Origin of the sequence: Azospirillum cavernae (assembly GCF_003590795.1) — a bacterium.
In the GTDB taxonomy this organism is placed as follows: Bacteria; Pseudomonadota; Alphaproteobacteria; order Azospirillales; family Azospirillaceae; genus Azospirillum; species Azospirillum cavernae.
Genome location: NZ_QYUL01000001.1, coordinates 1,785,008 through 1,805,693, shown reverse-complemented (window position 1 = coordinate 1,805,693; position 20,686 = coordinate 1,785,008). Strand labels below are relative to the sequence as shown.

Sequence of the window (20,686 nt, the reverse complement as noted above, 5' to 3'; positions counted from 1 at the left end):
CAACAGATCCGGCACGATTCCGGCGTCGTCCAGACCGCCGCCGGTCGCGCGCTTTCCCGCTCCGCTCTTGTTCGCCTTGCCCGCCGCCATCGCCCCAATCGCCATAGGTTCGTGTGGCGACCACTATACGGCTTTGATGCGAGCGCGCCCAGATGGCGCGCTCGCAAAAAGAGTGGTGGCTCAGGCGTCCGCCTCGGGGTAGGGCGGTTTGGTGTGACCGGCGGGGGAGAGAGTGAAGATCTCCGCCCCGGCAGCGGTCACGCCGATGGAATGCTCGAACTGGGCGGACAGGGATTTGTCCTTGGTCACGGCGGTCCAGCCGTCGCTGAGGATCTTCACGTCGGGCCGACCGGCGTTCAGCATCGGCTCGATGGTGAAGATCATGCCCTCGCGCAGCACGACGCCTTCGCCCGGCTTGCCGAAATGCAGGACGGAGGGCGGCTCGTGGAAGACGCGGCCCAGACCATGGCCGCAAAAATCGCGCACGATGGAAAAGCGGTTTGCCTCGGCGTGGCTTTGGATGGCATGGCCGACGTCGCCCAGCGTCGCGCCGGGCTTGACGACGGCGATGCCCAGCATCAGCGATTCATACGTGACGTCGATCAGCTTGCGCGCCTTCACCCCGACGTTTCCGCACAGATACATCCGGCTGGAATCGCCGTACCAGCCATCGACGATGGGGGTGACGTCGATGTTCAGCACGTCGCCATCGACCAACCGCTTGTCGCCGGGGATGCCGTGACAGACGACGTGGTTGACCGAAATGCAGTTGGCGCGCGGGAAGCCGCGATAGCCCAGCGGGGCCGGGATCGCGCCATGGTCGCGGATGAACTGTTCGAGAATCCGGTCAAGCTCGCCGGTGGTCACGCCCGGCTGGACATAGGGGCCAATGAAATCCAGCGTCAAAGCGGCCAGACGACCGGCCTTGCGCATGCCCTCGAAGCCTTCCGGGCCATGCAGCCGCACGCGGTTGGGTTCGACGTTGTTGTGTTCCAAGACGGTAAGCCCCCAAGCAAGACCAAGCGATCGCAAGTGATGAAGAGATATGCGGCCTATAGCCGCAGCGGCAACGGGCGATCCAATTCAATCGCGTCCGGCGTGATTGCGCAAGACCAACACAGCGCCTCGACCCCGGAATCCAACGCCCGGCGCAGGCCCGCATCATAGGCGGGGTCCAGATCCCGCGCCGTGCTGAAATGGGCGCAATCCGTGCGCTGGACCAGATAGAGCATCACGGCGCGGCAGCCCTGCGCCACCATCGCCGACAGCTCGGCCAGATGCTTGGCCCCGCGCGTGGTGACGCAATCGGGAAATTCGGCGGCCAGCCCGTCGCCGCGATCCGGGCGGCGCAGATGGACGTTCTTGATCTCGACGTAACAGGGCGGGCGGGACTCGTCCTCCAGCAGCAGGTCGATGCGGGAGTTGACGCCGTATTTTACCTCGCGCCGCAGCCGGGCGTAGCCCGCCAATTCCGGGATGGTCCCGGCGGCGATGGCGGCGGCGGCCAGCGCGTTGGGATGGCCGGTGTTGACGCCGACCAGCCCGGCGCCCCAGGCGGGGCTGGGTTCGATCAGCTCCAGCGTGCAGGCCAGCTTGCGCTTGGGATTGTCGGAGCGCGACAGCCAGACCCGCGATCCCGGCTCGTCCAACCCGATCATGCTGCCGGAGTTGGGGACGTGAACCGTCATCGTCTCGCCGCCGACATCGACGTCGGCGAGGAAACGCTTGTAACGCCGGATCAGTCGGCCTTGAAGAAGAGGGGTCGGAAAGCGCATCGTGTCGCGCGACGCTAACCGCAGCCGACCGCCTTGCGCAAGCCCCATCCCCGCGCCGCAGCCCGGCCCCGCGCCACACAGCCCGGCCCCATGTCACAGCCCGGCCCCCACATAGCCCGGAGAGAGTTTCGATGAACCCCACCGCCGCCGTCCTCGTCATCGGCAATGAAATCCTGTCGGGCCGAACCAAGGACGCCAACCTTGGCCACATCGCCGAAACCCTGTCGGGAATCGGCGTCCGCCTGCGCGAAGCCCGCGTCGTGCCGGACATCGAGGAGGAGGTCATCGCGGCGGTGAACGCGCTGCGCGCCCGGTATGATTACGTCTTCACCACCGGCGGCATCGGGCCGACCCACGACGACATCACGTCGGCCTGCGTCGCCAAGGCGTTTGGCGTGGAACTCGAACGCAACCCGGAGGCCGTGGCCCGGCTGGAGCGCCATTACGCCGCCGGTCAGTTGAACGAGGCGCGCTTGCGCATGGCCAACATCCCAGCGGGCGGAATCCTGATCGACAACCCGATCAGCCAGGCGCCGGGCTTCCAAATCGGCAACGTCTTCGTCATGGCCGGGGTGCCGAACATCATGCGGGCCATGTTGGACGGCGTGCTGCCGCGTCTGGTCGGCGGGCCGGAGCTGCACGCCCGCACCGTGGCCTGCGAGTTAGGGGAGGGCGTCATCGCCGCCGATCTCAGCGCCCTGCAAGACCGTCATCCGAACCTGGAGATCGGCAGCTACCCCTATTTCCGCTCCGGCTATTTCGGCGTCAGTCTGGTGCTGCGCGGCGCCGACGAGGCGGAGGTGATCGCCGCCGCCGATGAGTTGGCGGAGATCGTCCGCCGCCTGGGCGGAACCCCGAACGTCACCGTCGGAACCAAGGGATGATTCGCGCGGGGCGGCTTGCCCGCCCCGACTCTCCCTCTATGTTGTTGCTGATGCAAAGGCCGCCGCCGTGACGAACCACGCCATGAAACCGTTTGAAAAAGCCGCCATCCTGTTCCTGCTGCGCCATCTGGTCGCGGGCCTCGCCGGGGCCGTGGTTCTGGGCAGCGGTTTGCTGTGGTTCGACGTCGCCCATTTGGCGACGTTGATCGGCAGCAGCGATTACGCGGTGGAGGCGGTCGTCATGCTGTACGCCAGCCTGATGCTGACCTTCGGCAGCGTCGCCATGGGAATCGGCATCATGACGTTGAACGAGGACACCCGGCCCTGAGCGGGACGGGCGTCGTTTCAGAAGCCGAAGGGTCCGAACCGCTCATACCCCCAAACCAGCGCGACGATCACCGCCAACCACAGGGCGGCGTTGCGCAGAACGACGCCCCGGTTGTGGCGCAGCGCGCCCGGAACGACCAGGACGGCGACCATCGCCAACGCGGTCAACGACAGCCAATCAACCGTTTCCATACGAAATGCCCATGCCCAGGGTTGCAACCCCACCCATATGGGAATGATCGGCGGGATGCGCAGGGGGCTTGACCGGCCCCCCTGCGATTGTCTAAGTCATGGCGACGGGACGGCGCGTTGCACACGTCTGTGTTCAACCCCGGCGGGCAAGCGCCCGGTGATCCGTCGACAGGCGCGGGCGTGGCGAAACAGGTAGACGCTAGGGACTTAAAATCCCTCGCCGTTAGGCATGCGGGTTCGAGTCCCGCCGCCCGCACCAACTTCAGGATTTGGCGTCAGGTCGCATCCTTGGCCTTGGCCGCGTATTGGTCGAAGGCCTCGACCGCTTGGGCGGCGTACATCACCGACGGGCCGGCGCCCATGTAGATGGCCATGCCCATCGTTTCCATCACCTCGTCGCGGCTGGCCCCTTGCTTCAGGGCGGCTTCGGCGTGGAAGGCGACGCAGCCGTCGCAGCGGATGGCGACGGCGATGCCCAGCGCGAGCAATTCCTTGGTTTTGGTGTCGAGCGCGTTGGCCTTCAGCGCGGCTTGCGCCATGCCGGAAAAGGCCTTCATCACCTCGGGCGCGCCGCCGCGCAGATCGCGGATGGCGCCGGACAACTCACCCGCCATTTGCGGCCAATTCTTGTGCATGAACCTTCATCCTTCTGTGATCGGCGGAGAGGCCGCCTTGCGGTCTCGTTGGTCTACAAATTAGTATTTTCTAATGAATAGGTCAAGGGCAGAGTGCGCCTTGCCCGACACGGGGTCTCGCCGGTTTTGCGCGGTGATGCGATGAAGGGTGATTGGAAAAGGCTCAAAACGCCAAACGGCCCGCCATCGACCAACCCGTTGGGGCCAGTCGGCGAAGCCGTTTCGATCAAACGATCATTCAGAAGAAGGTGGTGCGGGCGGTCGGAATCGAACCGACACTCCTTTCGGAACCGGATTTTGAGTCCGGCGCGTCTACCAGTTCCACCACGCCCGCAACGGCGCTCCTTCTAGCGCACTCGCGGGAAAACGCAAAGGGTAAATTTGCGTCTCAAACACCAAAGGCGGCGACGATGAAACGCGCCCATCTATTCCCTGACGTCGGCGGCGTCCCAGCCATGCCGCAGCAAGTGGGGCGCGCGCGTTGCGGACCGCTGGTCGAACGCGCCGCTGCGCGCTACTCTGTCGGGCATGAAGACGATCCCTCATTCCCTTGACGATCCGCGCCTTCCGACGATTCTGCTGGCGCTGGCCAGCGTCGGCGTGTTGGCCTCGGCGCTGTTCTTTCAGTTCGTGCTGGATTACCAGCCTTGCGTGCTGTGCATCCTGCAACGCTGGCCCTATGTGGCGGTGGTGGTCTTCTCCATCGCCGCGCTGGTCTTCCGCCAATGGAAGGGGCTGGGCGACGCGCTGCTGGTGGCGAGCGGGCTGGCCCTGCTGGCCGGATCGGGCATCGCCGCCTATCACGTCGGGGTGGAACAGCATTGGTGGGCCGGAACCTCGTCCTGCGGTGGCGGAACGGTGGTGGCGAACTCGCTGGAAGCGTTGCGCGCCCAGGTGATGGCCGCGCCCGTCACCCGCTGCGACGAAGTGGCGTGGTCGCTCTTCGGGGTTTCCATGGCGGGTTACAACGTGGTCATCTCGTTGGGGCTGGCCGTGTTCGCCTTTGTCGCGGCCCGCGTCGCTTACACCCGCACCCCGGTGTCGAGGACCGCATTGTGACCGAATCCACCACGCTGAACTCCCCCGCGCCCCGTATGGTTGGGTCGCTTCCCGGCGATCCGACGCCGCGCCAACGTCTGGCCCGTATGGTCCGTGTCGACCACGCCGGAGAATATGGGGCCAAGCGCATTTACGAAGGGCAGATTTCCGTTCTGGGCAAGGGGCGGCACGGCAAGACGCTGCGCCACATGGCCGACCAGGAGCTGGTCCATCTGCAATATTTTGAAAAGCAGCTCAACGCCCGCAAGGTGCGCCCGACGCTGCTGCAACCGCTGTGGCATCTCACCGGCTTTTTGCTGGGCGCCGGCACGGCGCTGTTGGGCGAGCGCGCGGCGATGGCCTGCACCGTCGCCGTCGAAGAGGTGATCGAGGGCCATTACGAAGAGCAGTTGAAGCATCTCGGCCCCGACGAAGCGGAACTGGCCGACAGCATCCGCGTGTTCCAGGCCGAAGAGGTCGAGCACCGCGACATCGGTCTCGCCAACGAGGCTGAACAGGCCCCGGCCTATCCGGTCCTGTCCGCCGCGATCAAGGCCGGAACCAAGGCCGTCATCTGGGTGGCCGAGCGGGTGTGACGCGGCGCGCGCGCCCAGCCCGACCACTCACAACGGATCCAGTTCGGTGTCCCAATAAAGAAAATCCCGCCAACTTTCGTGAAGGAAGTTTGGCGGGAAGGCTCGTCCGTTTTCTTGCAATTCGTGCGCGCTGGGCTGGAAGGGCGGACTGAGCGGAACCATGCCGCAAACCTGCGGCATCTGGTTGCCCTTGGCCAGATTGCAGGCGGAGCAGGAGGTGATGACGTTCTGCCAGGTCGTCCGCCCGCCGCGCGAACGCGGGATCACATGGTCAAAGGTCAATTCGTGAGTCGGGAAAGGTCGCCCGCAATATTGGCAGGTGAAACGGTCGCGCAGGAACACGTTGAAGCGGGTGAAGGCGGGACGACGGCTCGCCGGAACGAATTCTTTTAAGGAAATGACGCTGGGCAGGCGGAATTCGGAGTTGGGGGAGCGCACCACGCGGTCATAGTGCGAGACGATGTTCACCCGCTCCAGAAACACCGCCTTGACCGTTTCCTGCCAGGACCACAGCGACAAGGGAAAGTAGCTGAGCGGACGGAAATCCGCGTTCAGCACCAGAGCCGGACAATGATTGGGTGGTGGAACCAACGGCCACTCCCTCGTCACAGGATCCCAGTCTTGCGGGATCTTAAATCTGCTCTGCCCCGCCGCCGCCGAATCGCCGCGTCAGGACCATCACAGATATAGTGGATTGAACGGGGCGGCACAACACGCTGGGGTGTTGTTGGCGACAAACTTCACGGTCGTGTAACCTTTTTGTCCCTATGGGCATCGCGGCGGCGGCTGGGTATAAAGCCGGGCATGAGCGCTCTCGTCACCCGCTTCGCCCCCAGCCCCACCGGGCATCTGCATCTGGGCCACGCCCATTCCGCCCTGTTCGGTTGGACGGCGGCGCGGTCGGCGGGCGGGCGGTTCCTGCTGCGCATTGAGGACATCGACCCCAACCGCTGCCGCCCGGCCTTTGAGCGCGACCTGATCGAGGATCTGGCGTGGCTTGGCCTGGATTGGGATGGGCCGCCGCGCCGCCAGTCCGAGCATCTGGAGGAGTACCGCGCCGGGCTGGCGCGGTTGCAGGCGATGGGCGTGGTTTACCCCTGTTTCTGCACCCGCAAGGACATCGCCGCCGAGATCGCGCGGGCGGGGGCAGCCCCGCACGGCCCCGATGGGCCGCTCTATCCCGGAACCTGCCGGGCGCTGTCCGACGACCAACGAGCGGCGCGGATGGCGGCGGGGGAAGGCTGGGCGTGGCGACTCGACGTGGCGGCGGCGCAAAAGCTCACCGGGCCGTTGCGCTGGCACGACCGCGCCGAAGGTTGGCAGGAGGCGACTCCGGCGCTGTTGGGCGATGTGGTGCTGGCGCGCAAGGACACGCCGACCAGCTACCATCTCAGCGTCACGCTGGACGACCATCGGCAGGGGGTGACGCTGGTGACGCGGGGCGCCGATCTGTTTTTTGCCACCCACCTGCATCGGCTGTTGCAGGCGCTGTTCGGCTTCGATCCGCCCGACCACCACCATCACCCGCTGCTGCGCAACGCGGCGGGCGAGCGGTTGGCCAAGCGCGACCGCGCGCAATCCCTGCGCTCCCTGCGCGAGGAGGGCCACAGCCCGGCGGCGGTGCGGGCGATGGCGGGCTTTCCCGCGTAATGCTTCCCAGCTGAATCAGGCGGGCGGCGGCGGGTGCAGAGCGTCGATGATCGCCAGATAGTCGGGTTCGTTGTCCGGGGTCAAACAACCATGGCGGATCAGGAAATCGACGATTACTAGAGTGACGTTGAACTTCCAGCTCTGCGTGGTCCGCACCGATTCGGCCACCCGCTCCACCGGCCACAGGGCGAAGGATTCAACCTCGCCATCGGTGTTGACCGGGACGACGTCGCGGGGAAGCTCCAGATCATAGAGGAACAGGCGGTCGCGCTTCAGACCTTCGGGGGTTTCCAGGCAATAGCGCAGGGCGCCGACCGGCGTGGCGCGGCGGACCAGCGCGGCGTCCAGCCCAGCCTCCTCCTGCGCCTCTTTCAGCAGATTGTCGGCCAACGACAGGCCGATGGGCTGACCACCCGCCACCATGTTGTCGTATTCGCCGGGCGCGATGGCGCGGTCGCGGGCGCGGGTGGCGATCCACAGCGACAGGCCGCCGTCATCGCCGCGCACGAAGCCGTTGACGTGCAGCCCATAGGATTCCGTGCCAAAGACCGCCACCGCCGCCCGGTCCAACTGGGCCAGCGGCGGAACGCCCCAGCCGGTTCCCACCGGATAATGCTCGCCGCGCAGCGGGGAAATGACGCCCTGTTCCACCAATCGCCGGGCGGCGCGGTCGAGCAGGGCGGAGCGCGCGGCGAAACCCGTGATCTCCGGGGCCATGGTCAAGCGGTGTGGGGTGATGACGAAACCGGGCAGGGCGGCGGCCAGATCGTCGGCCAGCGTGTGGCGGATCCAGCCGACAGGCTGCCCGTCCAGTTCAAAGCGGCGGAACCCGGACAGGTCATGCGCGTTGCAGGCGCGGATGTGGTCAAGAAAGCTCATAACGGATCTAACCCCGTCCGCTGCCCAAGCGCAACGGTTCGACGATCAAGCGATCTTTTCTTGCGAATCGCTTGCATGAACAAAAGTGCCATCGTACACAGAAAAAACGCGGGCGGTGCGCAAACGATCCGCTGTGGAAAGGGCGACGTCATGGCGGCGGGTGATGCGTTGAACGGTGTGTCGGTGCTGGTGATCGAGGATGAATCCTTCACCCGCATGGTCCTGGTCCGCATGTTGACCGGCTTGGGCGTCGCGGCGGTTCATCAGGCGGCCGATGGCGAAAGCGGACTGGCCGCCGTGGACGCCCACGCGCCGGACTTGATCTTGTGCGACGTTGAGATGCAGCCGATGGACGGCTTTGGTTTCGTCCGCAGCCTGCGAGGCAGTTCGGACCCGCGTCGCCGCGTTCTTCCCGTTGTCTTCATGACCAACCGCGCCGATCAGGATCGTCTGGCCGAGGCGGAGGCCAGCGGCGCCGATGCGATTCTGGCGAAGCCAGCCACGCCGGACACATTGCGCCGCGTGCTGAACGAGCGGTTGTCCGCCATCGCTTGAGCGCTGGAGCCTTTTAGGGCAGGGCTGTTGCATTTTTTTTGCCGCCCTGTGGCAAGACTGCCAAGTTGTTGATTTATCACATTTTTGATGGTTGATGGAGGCCGCTTTTCGGTGTCCGCGCCTTGCCGTGTCGCAATTTCCAGCTTGGCGGGTTGGGAATTGGGCCGCACCATCGACCACAAGGGCAGGCGTCGCGCAGGCCCACTCGTCTTGGGCAAGCTCTTGCGTCGTCATGGCGACAGCGTGGTGATCGGGGCAAGCCGCAGCGAGAAAACGAGTTTTTGTTAATCATTGCAGCGCAGAGTCAGGTGTAACCACAGCGACACAGTCGGTTTTGCGGGACAACAACCTTGAGGGGGGCTATGGCGTGAACACGGACGCCCAGTCGATCCGCGCCGGGCAACATGTTCTGACTGGACGGGCGTTTGACGCCGCCGCCGGTCAACTCCGTGACACACACCAAAACCCTGCCGATCTTGTTGTTTTTCAACCAAAAACTGTAGCGCGCGGGATCTCTTGCCGTTTTGCGGCCCGCCTCTTGGAATCGGGCGGGCGTCCCCACAGTTTAAGATTCTGGGCAACCTCCGCTGACTCGGGGCATCGCCGGGCCGGGATGGTTTCCCATCGGATCTCGGCGCCGACTTTTTCCGGTGAGCGGGGCATGGCCCACAGCGCCCCGTGTTGCCTCTTGGCTTGTTCCATGGACTGCGGCGAAAGCCGCCATGGCCGTTCGGGTCCGCCGACGGCTTGACGCATCGGATCAGATAAGACGGAGCGACCAATGTTCCCGGCTGACGAACTGTTCACGCGCTACGCGCAATCCTATGAAGGTCGCCGCGAGACCGAGATGTCCCTGACGGATTATCTCCAGATCTGCCGCGACGATCCGATGGCCTACGCGACGGCGGCCGAGCGGCTGCTGTCGGCGATTGGCGAACCGGAGGTGGTCGACACCGCCCGTGACCCCCGGTTTGGCAAGATCTTCATGAACCGAACCATCAAGGTCTACCCGGCCTTCTCCGAATTCTACGGCATGGAGGAGACGATCGAACGCATCGTCGGTTTCTTCCGCCACGCCGCCCAGGGTTTGGAGGAGCGCAAGCAGATCCTGTATCTGCTGGGTCCGGTCGGCGGCGGCAAATCCTCTCTGGCCGAGCGTTTGAAGACGCTGATGGAGAAATGCCCGATCTATGTCCTGAAGGCCGGGAAGGAGATCAGCCCGATCTTTGAAAGCCCGCTTGGCCTGTTCAGCCCCGAGGACATGGGCGAGGCGCTGGAAGACCGCTTCAACATTCCGCGCCGCCGCCTGACCGGGTTGATGAGTCCGTGGGCGGTCAAGCGGCTGGACGAGTTCGGCGGCGACATCTCCCGCTTCAAGGTGGTCAAGCTGCACCCCAGCAAGCTGCGCCAGATCGGCGTGACCAAGACCGAGCCGGGCGACGAGAACAACCAGGATATCTCCTCGCTGGTCGGCAAGGTGGACATCCGCAAGCTGGAGATTTTCAGCCAGAACGACCCTGACGCCTACAGCTTCTCCGGCGGCCTGAACCGGGCGACCCAGGGGTTGCTGGAGTTCGTCGAGATGTTCAAGGCGCCGATCAAGATGCTGCACCCGTTGCTGACGGCGACGCAGGAAAGCAACTATGTCGGGTCGGAAAACATCGGCGCCATCCCCTATCAGGGCGTCATCCTCGCCCACTCCAACGAGTCGGAGTGGCAGGCCTTCAAGAACAACAAGAACAACGAAGCCTTCATCGACCGCATTTGCGTCATCAAGGTGCCTTACTGCCTGCGCGTGCAGGAAGAGTTGAAGATTTACGACAAGCTGGTGCAGGGGTCCGATCTGGCGACGGCGCCCTGCGCGCCCTCGACCTTGGAGATGCTGGCCCGCTTCTCGGTTCTGTCGCGGCTGCGCGAGCATCCGAACTCCAGCTATTATTCCAAGATGCGGGTCTATGACGGCGAAAGCGTCAAGGAAACCGACCCCAAAGCCAAATCCATGCAGGAGTACAAGGATCAGGCCGGGGTGGACGAAGGCATGGGCGGGATTTCCACCCGCTTCGCCTTCAAGGTTCTCGCATCCACCTTCAACTATGATTCCACCGAAATTTCCGCCGACCCCGTGCATCTGATGTATGTGCTGGAGCAGTCGATCAAGCGCGAACAGTTCCCGGAGGAGATGGAGAAGAAATACGTCGAGTTCATCAAGGCTGAACTGGCGCCGCGCTACGCCGAATTCATCGGCAATGAAATCCAGAAAGCCTATCTGGAAAGCTATTCGGATTACGGCCAGAATCTGTTCGACCGCTACGTCGATTACGCCGACGCCTGGATCGAGGATCAGGATTTCAAGGATCCCGACACCGGCCAGTTGATGAACCGCGAGCTGTTGAATCAGGAATTGACCAAGATCGAGAAGCCCGCCGGGATCGCCAACCCGAAGGATTTCCGCAACGAGGTGGTCAAATTCGCCCTGCGGGCGCGGGCGGCCAATTCCGGGCGCAACCCGTCCTGGACGTCCTATGAGAAGATCCGCGAGGTGATCGAAAAGCGGATGTTCAGCCAGGTCGAGGATCTGCTGCCGGTCATCAGCTTCGGCTCGAAGAAAGACGGCGAGACGGAGAAGAAGCACACCGAGTTCGTCTCCCGCATGACCTCGCGCGGCTACACCGAACGGCAGGTGCGCCGTCTGGTCGAATGGTACATGCGGGTCAAGCAGGCGGGCTGAGCGGTTGCGGGATCGCGGCGGGGGAATGGTTGCGCCTCCCCCGCCGCCCCCCACATGAACAAGGGTGCGTGAAGCAACGGGTGGGAGGGCCAGTCCCTTGATGAACATCATCGACCGTCGCCTGAACCCGCAGGGCAAGAGTCTGGCCAACCGCCAGCGTTTCTTGCGGCGTGCGAAGGAGCAAGTGATTAAGGCGGTGCGCGACGCTTCGGGCAAGCGCGGCATCACGGACATCGAAAATGGCGAGAAGGTGACGATCGCCGCCGGCGGCGTGCGCGAACCCTCCTTCCACCGATCCGGCTCCGGCGGCGTGCGCGATTACGTCGTTCCCGGCAACAAGGAGTATGTCGAGGGCGACACCATCCAGCGCCCGGACGGCGGCGGCGGCGGGCGCGGCGCCGAGGGCAGCGCCGACGGCGAGGGCGAGGATGATTTCCGCTTCGTCCTGTCGCGCGACGAGTTTCTCGACATCTTCTTGGAGGATTTGGAGCTTCCCGATCTGGTGAAGCAAAAGGTCAAACAGAGCGAATCGCACACGCTGACGCGGGCCGGTTATTCGGTGTCGGGATCGCCCGCCAATCTCAGCCTTGTGCGGACCATGCGGAACAGCCTGTCCCGCCGCATCGCCCTGCGTCGCCCGAAACCCGCCGAAATTCAAGAGCTTCAGGCGCTGCTGAAGGAGGCCGAAGAGGCCGGCGAGGATCTGGAGCAGATCCAGGCGTTGCGCGAGCAGTTGGAACGGCAGATCCTGCGCTCCAAACGCATCCCCTTCATCGACCCCATCGACGTCCGTTACAACCGCTTCGATTCGGTGCCGAAGCCCATCGCCCAGGCGGTGATGTTCTGCCTGATGGACGTGTCCGGGTCGATGACCGAGCATATGAAGGATCTGGCCAAGCGCTTTTTCATGCTGCTGTTCCTGTTCCTGAAGCGTCGTTATGGGGCGGTGGACATCGTGTTCATCCGCCACACCCACGAGGCCAAGGAGGTGGACGAGGAAACCTTCTTCTATTCGGCGGAAACCGGCGGCACGGTGGTGTCCACCGCGCTGGAGGAAATGCGCAAGGTGATCGAGGACCGTTACCCGGCCGCCGACTGGAACATCTACGCCGCGCAAGCCTCGGACGGCGACAACATGTCGTCGGACAACGCCAAATCGGTGGGCCTGCTGCGCGACGCCATTTTGCCGCTCTGCCAGTATTTCGCCTACATCGAGGTGGCGGCGGAGCACAACATGGGCCTGTCGGCGCTGGGCCGCGAGACGGAGCTGTGGCGGACCTACAAGCAGGCGCAGGGGCCGGATCGCCCGCTGGCCATGCGGCGGGTGCGCTCGCGCCGGGAGATCTTCCCGGTCTTCCGCGACCTCTTCGCCCGCGACAAGGTCGGCGCCTGACGCGCGGCGCCATCCGCCTGGAGCATCATCGCCTGAACAGGATCCGTGACGAACGCGCGGGCCGCGACGAACACGGAGGAGGGTCGAGAATGACGGCTGTCATCACCAAACCGGACACGCTGCTCTATGACGGCGTCGATTGGGATTACGACAAGGTCAAGCGCGTCTACGACGCCATCGAACACATCGCGCTGAGCGAGATGGGGCTTGACGTCTACCCCAATCAGATCGAGGTCATCACCGCCGAACAGATGCTGGACGCCTATTCGTCCATCGGCATGCCGCTGATGTACAAGCATTGGTCCTTCGGCAAGCATTTCGCCCGCGATGAGATGCTCTACCGCAAGGGCTATCGCGGTCTGGCCTATGAGATCGTCATCAACTCCAGCCCCTGCATCAGCTACATCATGGAAGAAAACACCATGACGATGCAGACGCTGGTGATCGCCCACGCCGCCTTCGGCCACAATCATTTTTTCAAGAACAACCAACTGTTCCAGCAATGGACGGACGCCGAGGGCATCCTCGACTATCTGGAATTCGCCAAGGCTTACATCAACCAGTGCGAGGAGCGCCACGGCCACGCGGCGGTGGAGCGGGTGCTGGACGCCGCCCACGCGCTGATGAGCCAGGGTGTCCACAAATACCCGAAGAAGCGCACGTTGGATCTGCGGTTGGAGCAGAAGCGCGAGCGCGAGCGGCAGGAGTATCAGGAGCAGACCTTCAACGACCTCTGGCGCACGGTGCCCAAGCCCGTCGCCGGTCAGCGCGCGCCCAAATCGGTGTCGGAGCGCAAGAAAATGCTGGGTCTGCCGGAGGAGAACATCCTCTATTTCCTGGAAAAAAAGGCGCCGCGTCTGGAGCATTGGCAGCGCGAGCTGCTGCGCATCGTCCGTCACATCGCGCAATATTTCTACCCGCAGAAACAGACCAAGGTGATGAACGAGGGCTGCGCCACCTTCGTCCATTACCAGATCATGACCCGTTTGCACGAAACCGGGCAGATCAGCGAAGGGGCGTTTCTGGAGTTCCTGCACTCCCACACCTCCGTGGTGTTCCAGCCGGAGTTTGACGACAAGCGGTTCTCTGGTCTGAACCCCTACGCGCTGGGCTTCGCCATGATGCAGGACATCGTCCGCATCGCCGAAAAACCGACGGCGGAGGACCGGCAATGGTTCCCCGATCTGGCCGGGAAGGGCGACGGCATGGCGGCGGTGCGCGAGGCCTGGGCCAATTTCCGTGACGAGAGCTTCATCCTGCAATATCTCAGCCCGCATCTGATGCGGAAGCTGAAGCTGTTCAGCGTGCATGACGACGCCGAAGATCCCTATCTGCTGGTCGATCACATCCACAACGAACGCGGCTACCGCTCCATCCGCAAGATGCTGGCGCGGCAGTATGATTTGGGTTTCCTGGAACCGGACATCCAGATTGTGGACGTCGATCTGGCGGGCGACCGCAAGCTGATCCTGCACCACCGCGTCACCAACGGCGTGTTGCTGGACGAAAGCGACGCCAAGGCGGTGCTGCGCCACATCGCCAACCTCTGGGGCTACGAGGTCCAGTTGGTCGAAGTCTCGTCGGTGTCCGAAGCCATATTGAAGGAACACGCGGTGACGGCGCCCAGCGGGGTGGCGGGGTAGGGGCGCCGAGGAGGCCAATCATCACAACAGCTTGACGCGCCGTCGAAAAACCCGGCAACTCCCATGGACATTCGGTCTGGGGGAGAGTGTGCCGCGATGGGGGCGTCAGCGTCGTTCGGCGAATTGGTCAACGCGCCATGGTTTCTGTTCCTCGACCTGATGGGAACCGTGGCCTTCGCCCTGTCGGGCATCACCATCGCGCGGGCGGAGCGCTATTCAATCTTCGGCGCCCTGATGCTGGCGTGGCTGCCCGCGCTGGGCGGCGGGCTGGTGATGGATGTGATCGCCGGGCGCAACCCGCCGGGCATTTTGGAACAACCGGCCTACATGCAGGCCATCATCCTGACGGTGCTCGCCGCGCGCGCGGTCCTGTGGCTGATTGATCTGGCGCGCGGACGTTGGCTGTTCTTTTTTGACATTGTGCGCTGGTATCTGCACGCGACGCGGCGGCTGAAGCCAAGCACCTTGCTGGTGCTGTTCGACGCGGTCGGCTTGGCCAGCTTCACCGTGACCGGCGTCTTCACCGCCGTGCAGTTCAACTGCCACCCGCTGGAGCTGTGGGGACCGACCTTCGCCATGATGAACGCCAGTTTGGGGGCCATCCTGCGCGACGTGGTCCGGGCGGACGCCCACAACCCCATCCTGAAAGGCAGTCTCTACGCAGAAATCGCCATGGCGGCGGGCTTGGCCTTGTCGTTGCTGGTGCTTTACGCGCCGGGTTGGATGGTCGGTTATGGCGTGGCGGCGGTGATGGTCGCGGTCCCGACCGCGCGTTTGTGGTGCTACAGCCGGGACCTTCGCGCGCCGATGTTCTGAGCGATCCTTTCTCGGACGCTCAGCGGGCCAGGACGTGGGCGGCCTCTTTGGTTTGGGCGACCGCGTTGGAGACCTGGGTGATCGCCGAACTGATCGCGCCGATGCTTTGATCGACGGCGCCGACGGAGGCCGAGGCGCTTTGCATGTTGAGGGACATGTCGCCGGTGACGGCGCTTTGCTCCTCCACCGCGCCGGCGGTGACGGTGACGAACTCCCGCAGATTGGTCATGGCCTGCCGGATCGTGCCCAGCGACGCCACCACGTCGGTCGACACGCTTTGCATGCCGTCGATTTCCTTGGAGATCTGGGCGGTGGCGTTGGCCGATTGGTTGGCGAGGTTTTTCACCTCGGTGGCGACCACGGCGAATCCCCGGCCCGCTTCACCGGCGCGCGCGGCTTCGATGGTGGCGTTCAGCGCCAGCAGGTTGATCTGCCCGGCGATGGAGCGGATCAGATCGACGATGCCGCCCATCGCCTTGGCCACTTCGGTCAGCCGCCCGGCGGCCCGGTCGGCGTTTTCGGTTTCGCGATAGGCGGTGTCGGCGGCCTGCTGGGAGCGCGCCATGCTGTCGGCGATTTCCTTGGCCGACGCCGCCAATTCCTCGGAACTGGCGGCCACCGTCTGCACGGTGGATTGGGTGAGGCCCGACGCGTTGGACGCCTCGTTGGCCTGATGGCGGGCGGAGTCGAGCGCCCCTTCGATTTCAGCGAAGTTGGTGTCGATCATCCGCTTCAACTGATCGAGTAGAGCGACCTGGGCGGTGATGTCGGTGGCGAATTTGATGACCTTGCAGGGCTTGCCGTTCAAATCGAGGATCGGGTTGTAGGACGCCTGGATCCAGACGATTTTGCCGTTCTTGCCGATCCGCTTGTACTGGGCGGCCTGGAACTCGCCGCGATTGAGTTTTTCCCAGAACTGGCGGTAGGCCACGGCGTCACGCTCCGCCGGTTCGACGAACATGCTGTGATGGCGCCCCTGAATCTCGCCGAGGCTGTAGCCAAGCACGCTCAGGAAATTCTCGTTCGCCGTGATGACGGTGCCGTCCAGCTTGAATTCGATGACCGCCTGGGAATTTTGAATGGCGTTCACCTTGCCCAGCAGATCGGCGTGTTCGGTTTGCCGTTTGGTAACGTCGGAGGCGAATTTGACGACCTTGATGACCTGACCCGCTTTGTCGAGGATCGGGTTGTAGGAGGCTTCAAGCCAGATTTCTTTGCCGTTCTTGTCGATGCGCTTGAACAGCCCGGCCTGAAACTCGCCGCGCTTCAGCCGGTTCCAAAAATCGCGGTAATCCTGGCTGTCGCGGGCGCTCGGCTCCATGAACAGGCTGTGGTGCTTGCCCTGAATCTCCGTCAACGCGTAACCCATGGCGCTGAGGAAATTCTGGTTGGCGGTCAGGATTGTGCCGTCCGGCTTGAACTCGATCACCGCTTGCGAACGATCCAATGCGGACAGGGTGGCAAGGGCGTCGGATGGGGCGCCCGTCACTGATTTGGTGAATCCGAACATGGCGCTGATCACTCCTCTTCCCCAAAGCATGGTTTGTGTCCTTAATGTCCGCTTATAAAAGCACGAGGCATGACTTGATGCAATAAGGATAAATACCAACATTGAAGGAACTCAAGATTCTCATTTTGAGAGGCAAATTGCAAAGTGAGAAGCAAAGTAAGAGCCGTTTGTTGGTGAAGTCATTATTGTATCCGAAGTTTGTTTTTCATCAATGGTGTTTTGATTGAGGGCGTCCATTGCAGATATTCGAGAAAATTGATTCTGCACCGCAAAATGCGCGACGCGCTGGACGGAAGCGGCTCTTGCGTATCAGAGCGAGAGGGCGTGCGCGCCGTGACCAGGACGTGGAATGATGACGGGTGGATGGATGACTGGCCCCAAGCGGACGGCTTGGGCCGTTCACGCGCTGCGCGGGGCGGCGTGGCTGTTGATGCTGGGCTGCACCGCTCCGGCGGCGTCGGCCCCCTTGCTGAGCGATGAGACGCCGCGTGTCGGGGTTGCTTGCCACCTGGTAAATCCAGAGGAACTCGACGTTCCGGTTCCGACGGAGGGCATCTGCGCCGATGCGGTGGCGCTGGTCGAGCGTTGGGCCGGGGCTGGGCGAAGCGTGGCGCGTCTTGATTTTCGCGACGAAGCGATGGAGCCGCCAACCTATCCGGTGCTGCTGGTCAGCATGGAGATGCGCGCGGATCCGGGGGGGCGAAATCCGCGCCTGCTGCTGCGCGTCGCGCCCGTTCTGGGCGGGCGTGGGGTGGTGTCAACCCAATTGCCGCCGATGCCGGTTCATCTGACCAGCCAGGATTGGGCCGATCAGGCGCACGCCTCGCTCGACCGGATGATCGGCTTTCTGGTGCGGTAGCGCCAATGGGGCGTTTCCACGCAAAAAGACCGGGGAGCGCCTTTTCAACAGGCGCCCCCCGGTTTTCAGCAGGGAACCGGCGGGATCAAGGGGATGGACGCCCCGTCCCGCCGGGTGAACGGCGACCGGATCAGCGGATCAAGTCGAACGAGTAATCGGTCTCGCCAACGATGTTGGTGTTGGCGTCGATGTCCTCGAAAATCCGATCCAGGATGCGGACCAGGACGTTCAGCGCGCCCTGATAGCCCCAGGTCGGGTAGCGGTGGTGGTGGTGACGGTCGAAGATCGGGTAGGTCAGGCGGATGAGCGGGATCTTGGTGTCACGCTCCAGATATTTGCCGTAGCTGTTGCCGATGATGTAATCGACCTTGTCGGTGAAGATCAGCGACCGCAGGTGCCACAGATCCTTGCCGCCATGGGCGGCGCCCGACGCGCCGAAGGGCGAGGCGTCCAGGATTTTCTGAACCTGCTTCTCCCACTTCTTCGAGCCTGACGTGGACAGGATGTGCACCGGCTCGGCGCCCAGCTCCAGCAGGAAGCGGGACATGCCGATGCAGAAATCCGGGTCGCCATAGACCGCGAAGCGCTTGCCGTGCATGTGGGTGTGGCTGTCGGCGATGGCGTCGACCAGACGGCCACGCTCAAGCCGCAGGGAGTCCGGCACCGGCTTGCCCGACAGTTCGGCGAGCTTCATCAGCAGCTCGTCGGTGGCGGTGACGCCCATCGGGTAGTTGAACTTGGCGACGTCCTGGCCCTTTTCCTTGATGAACTGCAAGGTCTGGGGCGTGTTGTATTCCTGCATCGAGAGCGTGGCCTTGGAATGGACCGCCGCCTTCACGTCCTCGATCTTCGTCCCGCCGTCATACATGCGGTACTCGCCGTCCATCGGCGTGTCGAAGTTGTCGGAGACGTCCGACAAGATTTGCAGGTTGATGCCGAACTGACCGGCGATCTTCTTCAGTTCGCGGTTGTTGCCGACCGCGAAGCCGTCAAAGCCGGGGATCAGGTTGATCGTCTCGTTCTTCGGCGTGTCGTATTTTTCGGCGGCGCCCCAGAAATAGGTGAGGACGCCCTTGATCATGTTGTCGTAGCCGACGATGTGGCTGCCGACGAAGGCCGGGGTGTGGGCGAACGGCACCGGGAAATCTTCCGGGACGCTTTCCTTCTTCTTCGCGTTGGCGATGAAGCCCTGGAGATCGTCGCCGATGACTTCGGCCATGCAGGTGGTCAGCACGGCGATCATCTTCGGCTTGTACAGCGAATAGGCGTTGGCCAGGCCGTCGATCATGTTGTTCAGACCGCCGAACACCGCCGCGTCTTCCGTCATCGACGAGGAGACCGCCGAATTCGGCTCCTTGAAATGGCGGGTCAGATGGGTGCGGTAATAAGCGACGCAGCCTTGCGAGCCATGGACCAGCGGCAAGGTGCCTTCAAAACCTTGAGCGGCGAACATCGCGCCGATCGGCTGGCAGGCCTTCGTCGGGTTGATGACGACGGCTTCACGGGCGAAGTTCTTGGCCTTGTACTCTTCCGTCTTGGTCCATTCGGACACCCGGGCGACCTCGGCGTCGGAATGGCCGTATTCAAACTCGGCCTTCTTGCGCTCGAACATCGCCTTGTATTCAGGCTGACGGAAGAGCGTGTAGTGATCGAGAACCTTGTCGGCGCTCTGCGAAACTTTATCGGTCATCGTCAATGTTTCCTTTTCCAGAGGCCGTTGGTCAGAACGGGGCCTTCATCACGCCCCAGACGGGGTTGTTGATGGCCAGATCCATGTCGCGCGCGAAAATCGCGAAGCCGTCATAGCCGTGATACGGACCCGAATAGTCCCAGGAGTGCATCTGGCGGAACGGCAGGCCCATCTTCTGGAAAACGTATTTTTCCTTGATGCCCGAAGCGACGAGATCGGGACGCAGCGCCTCGACGAACTTCTCCAGCTCGAACGCGGTCACGTCGTCGTAAATCAGCGTGCCTTCTTTGACGTAATGTTGGGTGCGCTGGTAATCGTCGTTGTGGGCGAATTCGTAACCCGTGCCGACGACTTCCATGCCGAGATCGTGATAGGAGTCGACGACGTGGCGCGGACGCAGACCGCCGACATACAGCATGACCTTCTTGCCTTCCAGGCGGGTCTTGTACTTGGCGATGACGGCGTCGACCATCGGCTGGTAGCGGGCGATGACCGCCTCGGCCTTTTCCTTGATGCTGTCGTCGAACAGAGCGGCGATTTTGCGCAGGGATTCGGCGATCTGGCTCGGCCCGAAGAAATTATATTCCATCCAAGGAATGTTGTACTTCTCTTCCATGTGGCGCGCGATGTAGTTCATCGAGCGGTAGCAGTGGATGAGGTTGACCTTGGCCTTGGGGGTGTTCTCCAGCTCGGCCAGCGTGCCGTCGCCCGACCATTGCGAGATCACCCGCAGGCCCATCTCTTCCAGCAGAATGCGCGAGGACCAGGCGTCGCCACCGATGTTGTAGTCGCCGATGATGGTGACGTCATACGGGGTGGAGACGAAATCGGCCTTCGGAGTCGTCTTTTCAAACACCCAGTCGCGGATCGTGTCGTTGGCGATGTGGTGGCCCAGCGACTGGGACACGCCACGGAAGCCTTCGCAGCGCACCGGGATGACCGGCTTGCCGATTTCCGCCGACTTGACGCGGGCGACCGCCTCGATGTCGTCGCCGATCAGACCGATCGGGCATTCCGACTGGATCGAGATGCCGTTGACCAGCGGGAACAGGTCGTTGATTTCCTCGATGACCTTGTGCAGCTTCTTGTCGCCGCCGAACACAATGTCCTTCTCCTGGAAATCCGAGGTGAAGTGCATCGTGCCCCAGCTGTCGATGCCGGTGTCGCCGATGTAGTAGTTGCGGCGGCCCGACCACGAGTAATAGCCGCAGCCGACCGGGCCGTGGGAGATGTGGATCATGTCCTTGATCGGACCCCACACCACGCCCTTGGAACCGGCGTAGGCGCAACCACGGATGGTCATGACGCCGGGGATCGACTTGACGTTCGACTTGACGCCGCAATCCTTGGCTTCGGCTTCCAGCACGTTGATGTGCTTGGCGCGACGCTTGCGGGTCTTTTCGGGATAGGCCTCGAGGACGTCGTTGACCAGCGCCTTGACGTCGACAGTGGTGTTCTCGGACAGGCTCATAGCGCCCAGCCTCCTGCATTGATTCAGCGCGCCCTACAGCGCGGG

At 63.2% G+C, this 20,686-nt stretch carries 20 protein-coding genes and 2 tRNA genes; 12 read left to right on the top strand and 10 right to left on the bottom strand.

Annotated elements, in window-relative coordinates:
* Window positions 1–180 precede the first annotated feature (180 nt).
* Together map and sfsA are read right to left on the bottom strand one after the other, a co-directional pair.
* Window positions 181–996, bottom strand: a complete 816-nt coding sequence (gene map, locus D3877_RS08215) for a type I methionyl aminopeptidase (protein ID WP_119830154.1) — start codon at window positions 994–996, stop codon at window positions 181–183.
* Between the two features lie 56 nt (window positions 997–1,052).
* Entirely contained in the window at window positions 1,053–1,775 is a 723-nt protein-coding gene (gene sfsA, locus D3877_RS08210) for a DNA/RNA nuclease SfsA (protein WP_119830153.1), read from the bottom strand.
* Between the two features lie 131 nt (window positions 1,776–1,906).
* On the opposite strand from sfsA, the gene D3877_RS08205 reads away from it, so the two are divergent.
* Window positions 1,907–2,659 carry a competence/damage-inducible protein A gene (locus D3877_RS08205; protein ID WP_119830152.1) on the top strand — a complete coding sequence of 251 codons (753 nt, stop codon included), beginning with the start codon at window positions 1,907–1,909 and terminating at the stop codon, window positions 2,657–2,659.
* Window positions 2,660–2,741: 82 nt separating this feature from the next.
* Window positions 2,742–2,987 carry a hypothetical protein gene (locus tag D3877_RS08200; protein WP_119830151.1) on the top strand — a complete coding sequence of 82 codons (246 nt, stop codon included), beginning with the start codon at window positions 2,742–2,744 and terminating at the stop codon, window positions 2,985–2,987.
* Between the two features lie 17 nt (window positions 2,988–3,004).
* Here D3877_RS08200 and D3877_RS30160 read toward each other — a convergent pair whose 3' ends face one another.
* The gene (locus D3877_RS30160) at window positions 3,005–3,178 is read right to left on the bottom strand and encodes a hypothetical protein (RefSeq protein WP_199720721.1); all 174 of its coding nucleotides are present in this window, start codon (window positions 3,176–3,178) and stop codon (window positions 3,005–3,007) included.
* A 174-nt stretch (window positions 3,179–3,352) separates the two neighbouring features.
* On the opposite strand from D3877_RS30160, the gene D3877_RS08195 reads away from it, so the two are divergent.
* Window positions 3,353–3,437: transfer RNA gene (locus D3877_RS08195), tRNA-Leu, on the top strand.
* 16 nt (window positions 3,438–3,453) lie between these two features.
* On the opposite strand, the gene D3877_RS08190 is transcribed toward D3877_RS08195, so the two are convergent.
* Both D3877_RS08190 and D3877_RS08185 read right to left on the bottom strand, forming a co-directional pair.
* Window positions 3,454–3,813, bottom strand: a complete 360-nt coding sequence (locus tag D3877_RS08190) for a carboxymuconolactone decarboxylase family protein (RefSeq protein WP_119830150.1) — start codon at window positions 3,811–3,813, stop codon at window positions 3,454–3,456.
* A 249-nt stretch (window positions 3,814–4,062) separates the two neighbouring features.
* Window positions 4,063–4,147, bottom strand: a tRNA-Leu gene (locus D3877_RS08185).
* Window positions 4,148–4,341: 194 nt separating this feature from the next.
* On the opposite strand from D3877_RS08185, the gene D3877_RS08180 reads away from it, so the two are divergent.
* Both D3877_RS08180 and D3877_RS08175 read left to right on the top strand, forming a co-directional pair.
* Window positions 4,342–4,872, top strand: a complete 531-nt coding sequence (locus D3877_RS08180) for a disulfide bond formation protein B (RefSeq protein WP_119830149.1) — start codon at window positions 4,342–4,344, stop codon at window positions 4,870–4,872.
* A gap of 35 nt (window positions 4,873–4,907) precedes the next feature.
* Window positions 4,908–5,447, top strand: a complete 540-nt coding sequence (locus tag D3877_RS08175) for a demethoxyubiquinone hydroxylase family protein (protein WP_119830148.1) — start codon at window positions 4,908–4,910, stop codon at window positions 5,445–5,447.
* A 27-nt stretch (window positions 5,448–5,474) separates the two neighbouring features.
* Here the strand turns inward: D3877_RS08175 and D3877_RS08170 are convergent, their stop codons facing one another.
* Window positions 5,475–6,038, bottom strand: a complete 564-nt coding sequence (locus D3877_RS08170; RefSeq protein WP_119830147.1) for an HNH endonuclease — start codon at window positions 6,036–6,038, stop codon at window positions 5,475–5,477.
* A 213-nt stretch (window positions 6,039–6,251) separates the two neighbouring features.
* On the opposite strand from D3877_RS08170, the gene gluQRS reads away from it, so the two are divergent.
* Complete coding sequence (gene gluQRS, locus D3877_RS08165) at window positions 6,252–7,097, top strand: tRNA glutamyl-Q(34) synthetase GluQRS (RefSeq protein ID WP_119830146.1); 846 nt, start codon at window positions 6,252–6,254, stop codon at window positions 7,095–7,097.
* A 15-nt stretch (window positions 7,098–7,112) separates the two neighbouring features.
* Here gluQRS and D3877_RS08160 read toward each other — a convergent pair whose 3' ends face one another.
* The gene (locus D3877_RS08160) at window positions 7,113–7,976 is read right to left on the bottom strand and encodes an NUDIX hydrolase (protein WP_119830145.1); all 864 of its coding nucleotides are present in this window, start codon (window positions 7,974–7,976) and stop codon (window positions 7,113–7,115) included.
* A 150-nt stretch (window positions 7,977–8,126) separates the two neighbouring features.
* Here D3877_RS08160 and D3877_RS08155 point away from each other — a divergent pair, with 150 nt between their 5' ends.
* The 5 genes from D3877_RS08155 (at window position 8,127) to D3877_RS08135 (ending at window position 15,111) form a co-directional block, all read left to right on the top strand.
* The gene (locus tag D3877_RS08155; protein ID WP_119830144.1) at window positions 8,127–8,531 is read left to right on the top strand and encodes a response regulator; all 405 of its coding nucleotides are present in this window, start codon (window positions 8,127–8,129) and stop codon (window positions 8,529–8,531) included.
* Between the two features lie 781 nt (window positions 8,532–9,312).
* A complete protein-coding gene (locus D3877_RS08150; protein ID WP_119830143.1) occupies window positions 9,313–11,259 on the top strand; it encodes a PrkA family serine protein kinase in 1,947 nt (648 codons plus the stop codon).
* Window positions 11,260–11,359: 100 nt separating this feature from the next.
* Entirely contained in the window at window positions 11,360–12,652 is a 1,293-nt protein-coding gene (locus D3877_RS08145; protein WP_119830142.1) for a YeaH/YhbH family protein, read from the top strand.
* An 89-nt stretch (window positions 12,653–12,741) separates the two neighbouring features.
* Window positions 12,742–14,295 carry a SpoVR family protein gene (locus D3877_RS08140; RefSeq protein WP_119830141.1) on the top strand — a complete coding sequence of 518 codons (1,554 nt, stop codon included), beginning with the start codon at window positions 12,742–12,744 and terminating at the stop codon, window positions 14,293–14,295.
* A gap of 96 nt (window positions 14,296–14,391) precedes the next feature.
* A complete protein-coding gene (locus D3877_RS08135; RefSeq protein ID WP_158599810.1) occupies window positions 14,392–15,111 on the top strand; it encodes a trimeric intracellular cation channel family protein in 720 nt (239 codons plus the stop codon).
* 19 nt (window positions 15,112–15,130) lie between these two features.
* Here D3877_RS08135 and D3877_RS08130 read toward each other — a convergent pair whose 3' ends face one another.
* Window positions 15,131–16,621, bottom strand: a complete 1,491-nt coding sequence (locus D3877_RS08130) for a methyl-accepting chemotaxis protein (protein ID WP_119830866.1) — start codon at window positions 16,619–16,621, stop codon at window positions 15,131–15,133.
* Window positions 16,622–16,988: 367 nt separating this feature from the next.
* Between D3877_RS08130 and D3877_RS08125 the strand changes: the two genes are divergently transcribed.
* A complete protein-coding gene (locus tag D3877_RS08125) occupies window positions 16,989–17,480 on the top strand; it encodes a hypothetical protein (RefSeq protein WP_119830139.1) in 492 nt (163 codons plus the stop codon).
* A gap of 130 nt (window positions 17,481–17,610) precedes the next feature.
* On the opposite strand, the gene nifK is transcribed toward D3877_RS08125, so the two are convergent.
* Together nifK and nifD are read right to left on the bottom strand one after the other, a co-directional pair.
* On the bottom strand, window positions 17,611–19,170 hold the full coding sequence (gene nifK, locus D3877_RS08120) for a nitrogenase molybdenum-iron protein subunit beta (protein ID WP_119830138.1): 1,560 nt from the start codon (window positions 19,168–19,170) through the stop codon (window positions 17,611–17,613).
* A gap of 31 nt (window positions 19,171–19,201) precedes the next feature.
* On the bottom strand, window positions 19,202–20,641 hold the full coding sequence (gene nifD / locus D3877_RS08115) for a nitrogenase molybdenum-iron protein alpha chain (RefSeq protein ID WP_119830137.1): 1,440 nt from the start codon (window positions 20,639–20,641) through the stop codon (window positions 19,202–19,204).
* Window positions 20,642–20,686: the final 45 nt, after the last annotated feature.

Bases quoted from the DNA above. Each gene is read 5' to 3' on its own strand.
- sfsA (WP_119830153.1), bottom strand. From the start codon at position 1,775: ATGCGCTTTCCGACCCCTCTTCTTCAAGGCCGACTGATCCGGCGTTAC.
- D3877_RS08205 (WP_119830152.1), top strand. From the start codon at position 1,907: ATGAACCCCACCGCCGCCGTCCTCGTCATCGGCAATGAAATCCTGTCG.
- D3877_RS08200 (WP_119830151.1), top strand. From the start codon at position 2,742: ATGAAACCGTTTGAAAAAGCCGCCATCCTGTTCCTGCTGCGCCATCTG.
- D3877_RS30160 (WP_199720721.1), bottom strand. From the start codon at position 3,178: ATGGAAACGGTTGATTGGCTGTCGTTGACCGCGTTGGCGATGGTCGCC.
- D3877_RS08190 (WP_119830150.1), bottom strand. From the start codon at position 3,813: ATGCACAAGAATTGGCCGCAAATGGCGGGTGAGTTGTCCGGCGCCATC.
- D3877_RS08180 (WP_119830149.1), top strand. From the start codon at position 4,342: ATGAAGACGATCCCTCATTCCCTTGACGATCCGCGCCTTCCGACGATT.
- D3877_RS08175 (WP_119830148.1), top strand. From the start codon at position 4,908: ATGGTTGGGTCGCTTCCCGGCGATCCGACGCCGCGCCAACGTCTGGCC.
- gluQRS (WP_119830146.1), top strand. From the start codon at position 6,252: ATGAGCGCTCTCGTCACCCGCTTCGCCCCCAGCCCCACCGGGCATCTG.
- D3877_RS08160 (WP_119830145.1), bottom strand. From the start codon at position 7,976: ATGAGCTTTCTTGACCACATCCGCGCCTGCAACGCGCATGACCTGTCC.
- D3877_RS08155 (WP_119830144.1), top strand. From the start codon at position 8,127: ATGGCGGCGGGTGATGCGTTGAACGGTGTGTCGGTGCTGGTGATCGAG.
- D3877_RS08150 (WP_119830143.1), top strand. From the start codon at position 9,313: ATGTTCCCGGCTGACGAACTGTTCACGCGCTACGCGCAATCCTATGAA.
- D3877_RS08145 (WP_119830142.1), top strand. From the start codon at position 11,360: ATGAACATCATCGACCGTCGCCTGAACCCGCAGGGCAAGAGTCTGGCC.
- D3877_RS08140 (WP_119830141.1), top strand. From the start codon at position 12,742: ATGACGGCTGTCATCACCAAACCGGACACGCTGCTCTATGACGGCGTC.
- D3877_RS08135 (WP_158599810.1), top strand. From the start codon at position 14,392: ATGGGGGCGTCAGCGTCGTTCGGCGAATTGGTCAACGCGCCATGGTTT.
- D3877_RS08130 (WP_119830866.1), bottom strand. From the start codon at position 16,621: ATGTTCGGATTCACCAAATCAGTGACGGGCGCCCCATCCGACGCCCTT.
- D3877_RS08125 (WP_119830139.1), top strand. From the start codon at position 16,989: ATGACTGGCCCCAAGCGGACGGCTTGGGCCGTTCACGCGCTGCGCGGG.
- nifK (WP_119830138.1), bottom strand. From the start codon at position 19,170: ATGACCGATAAAGTTTCGCAGAGCGCCGACAAGGTTCTCGATCACTAC.
- nifD (WP_119830137.1), bottom strand. From the start codon at position 20,641: ATGAGCCTGTCCGAGAACACCACTGTCGACGTCAAGGCGCTGGTCAAC.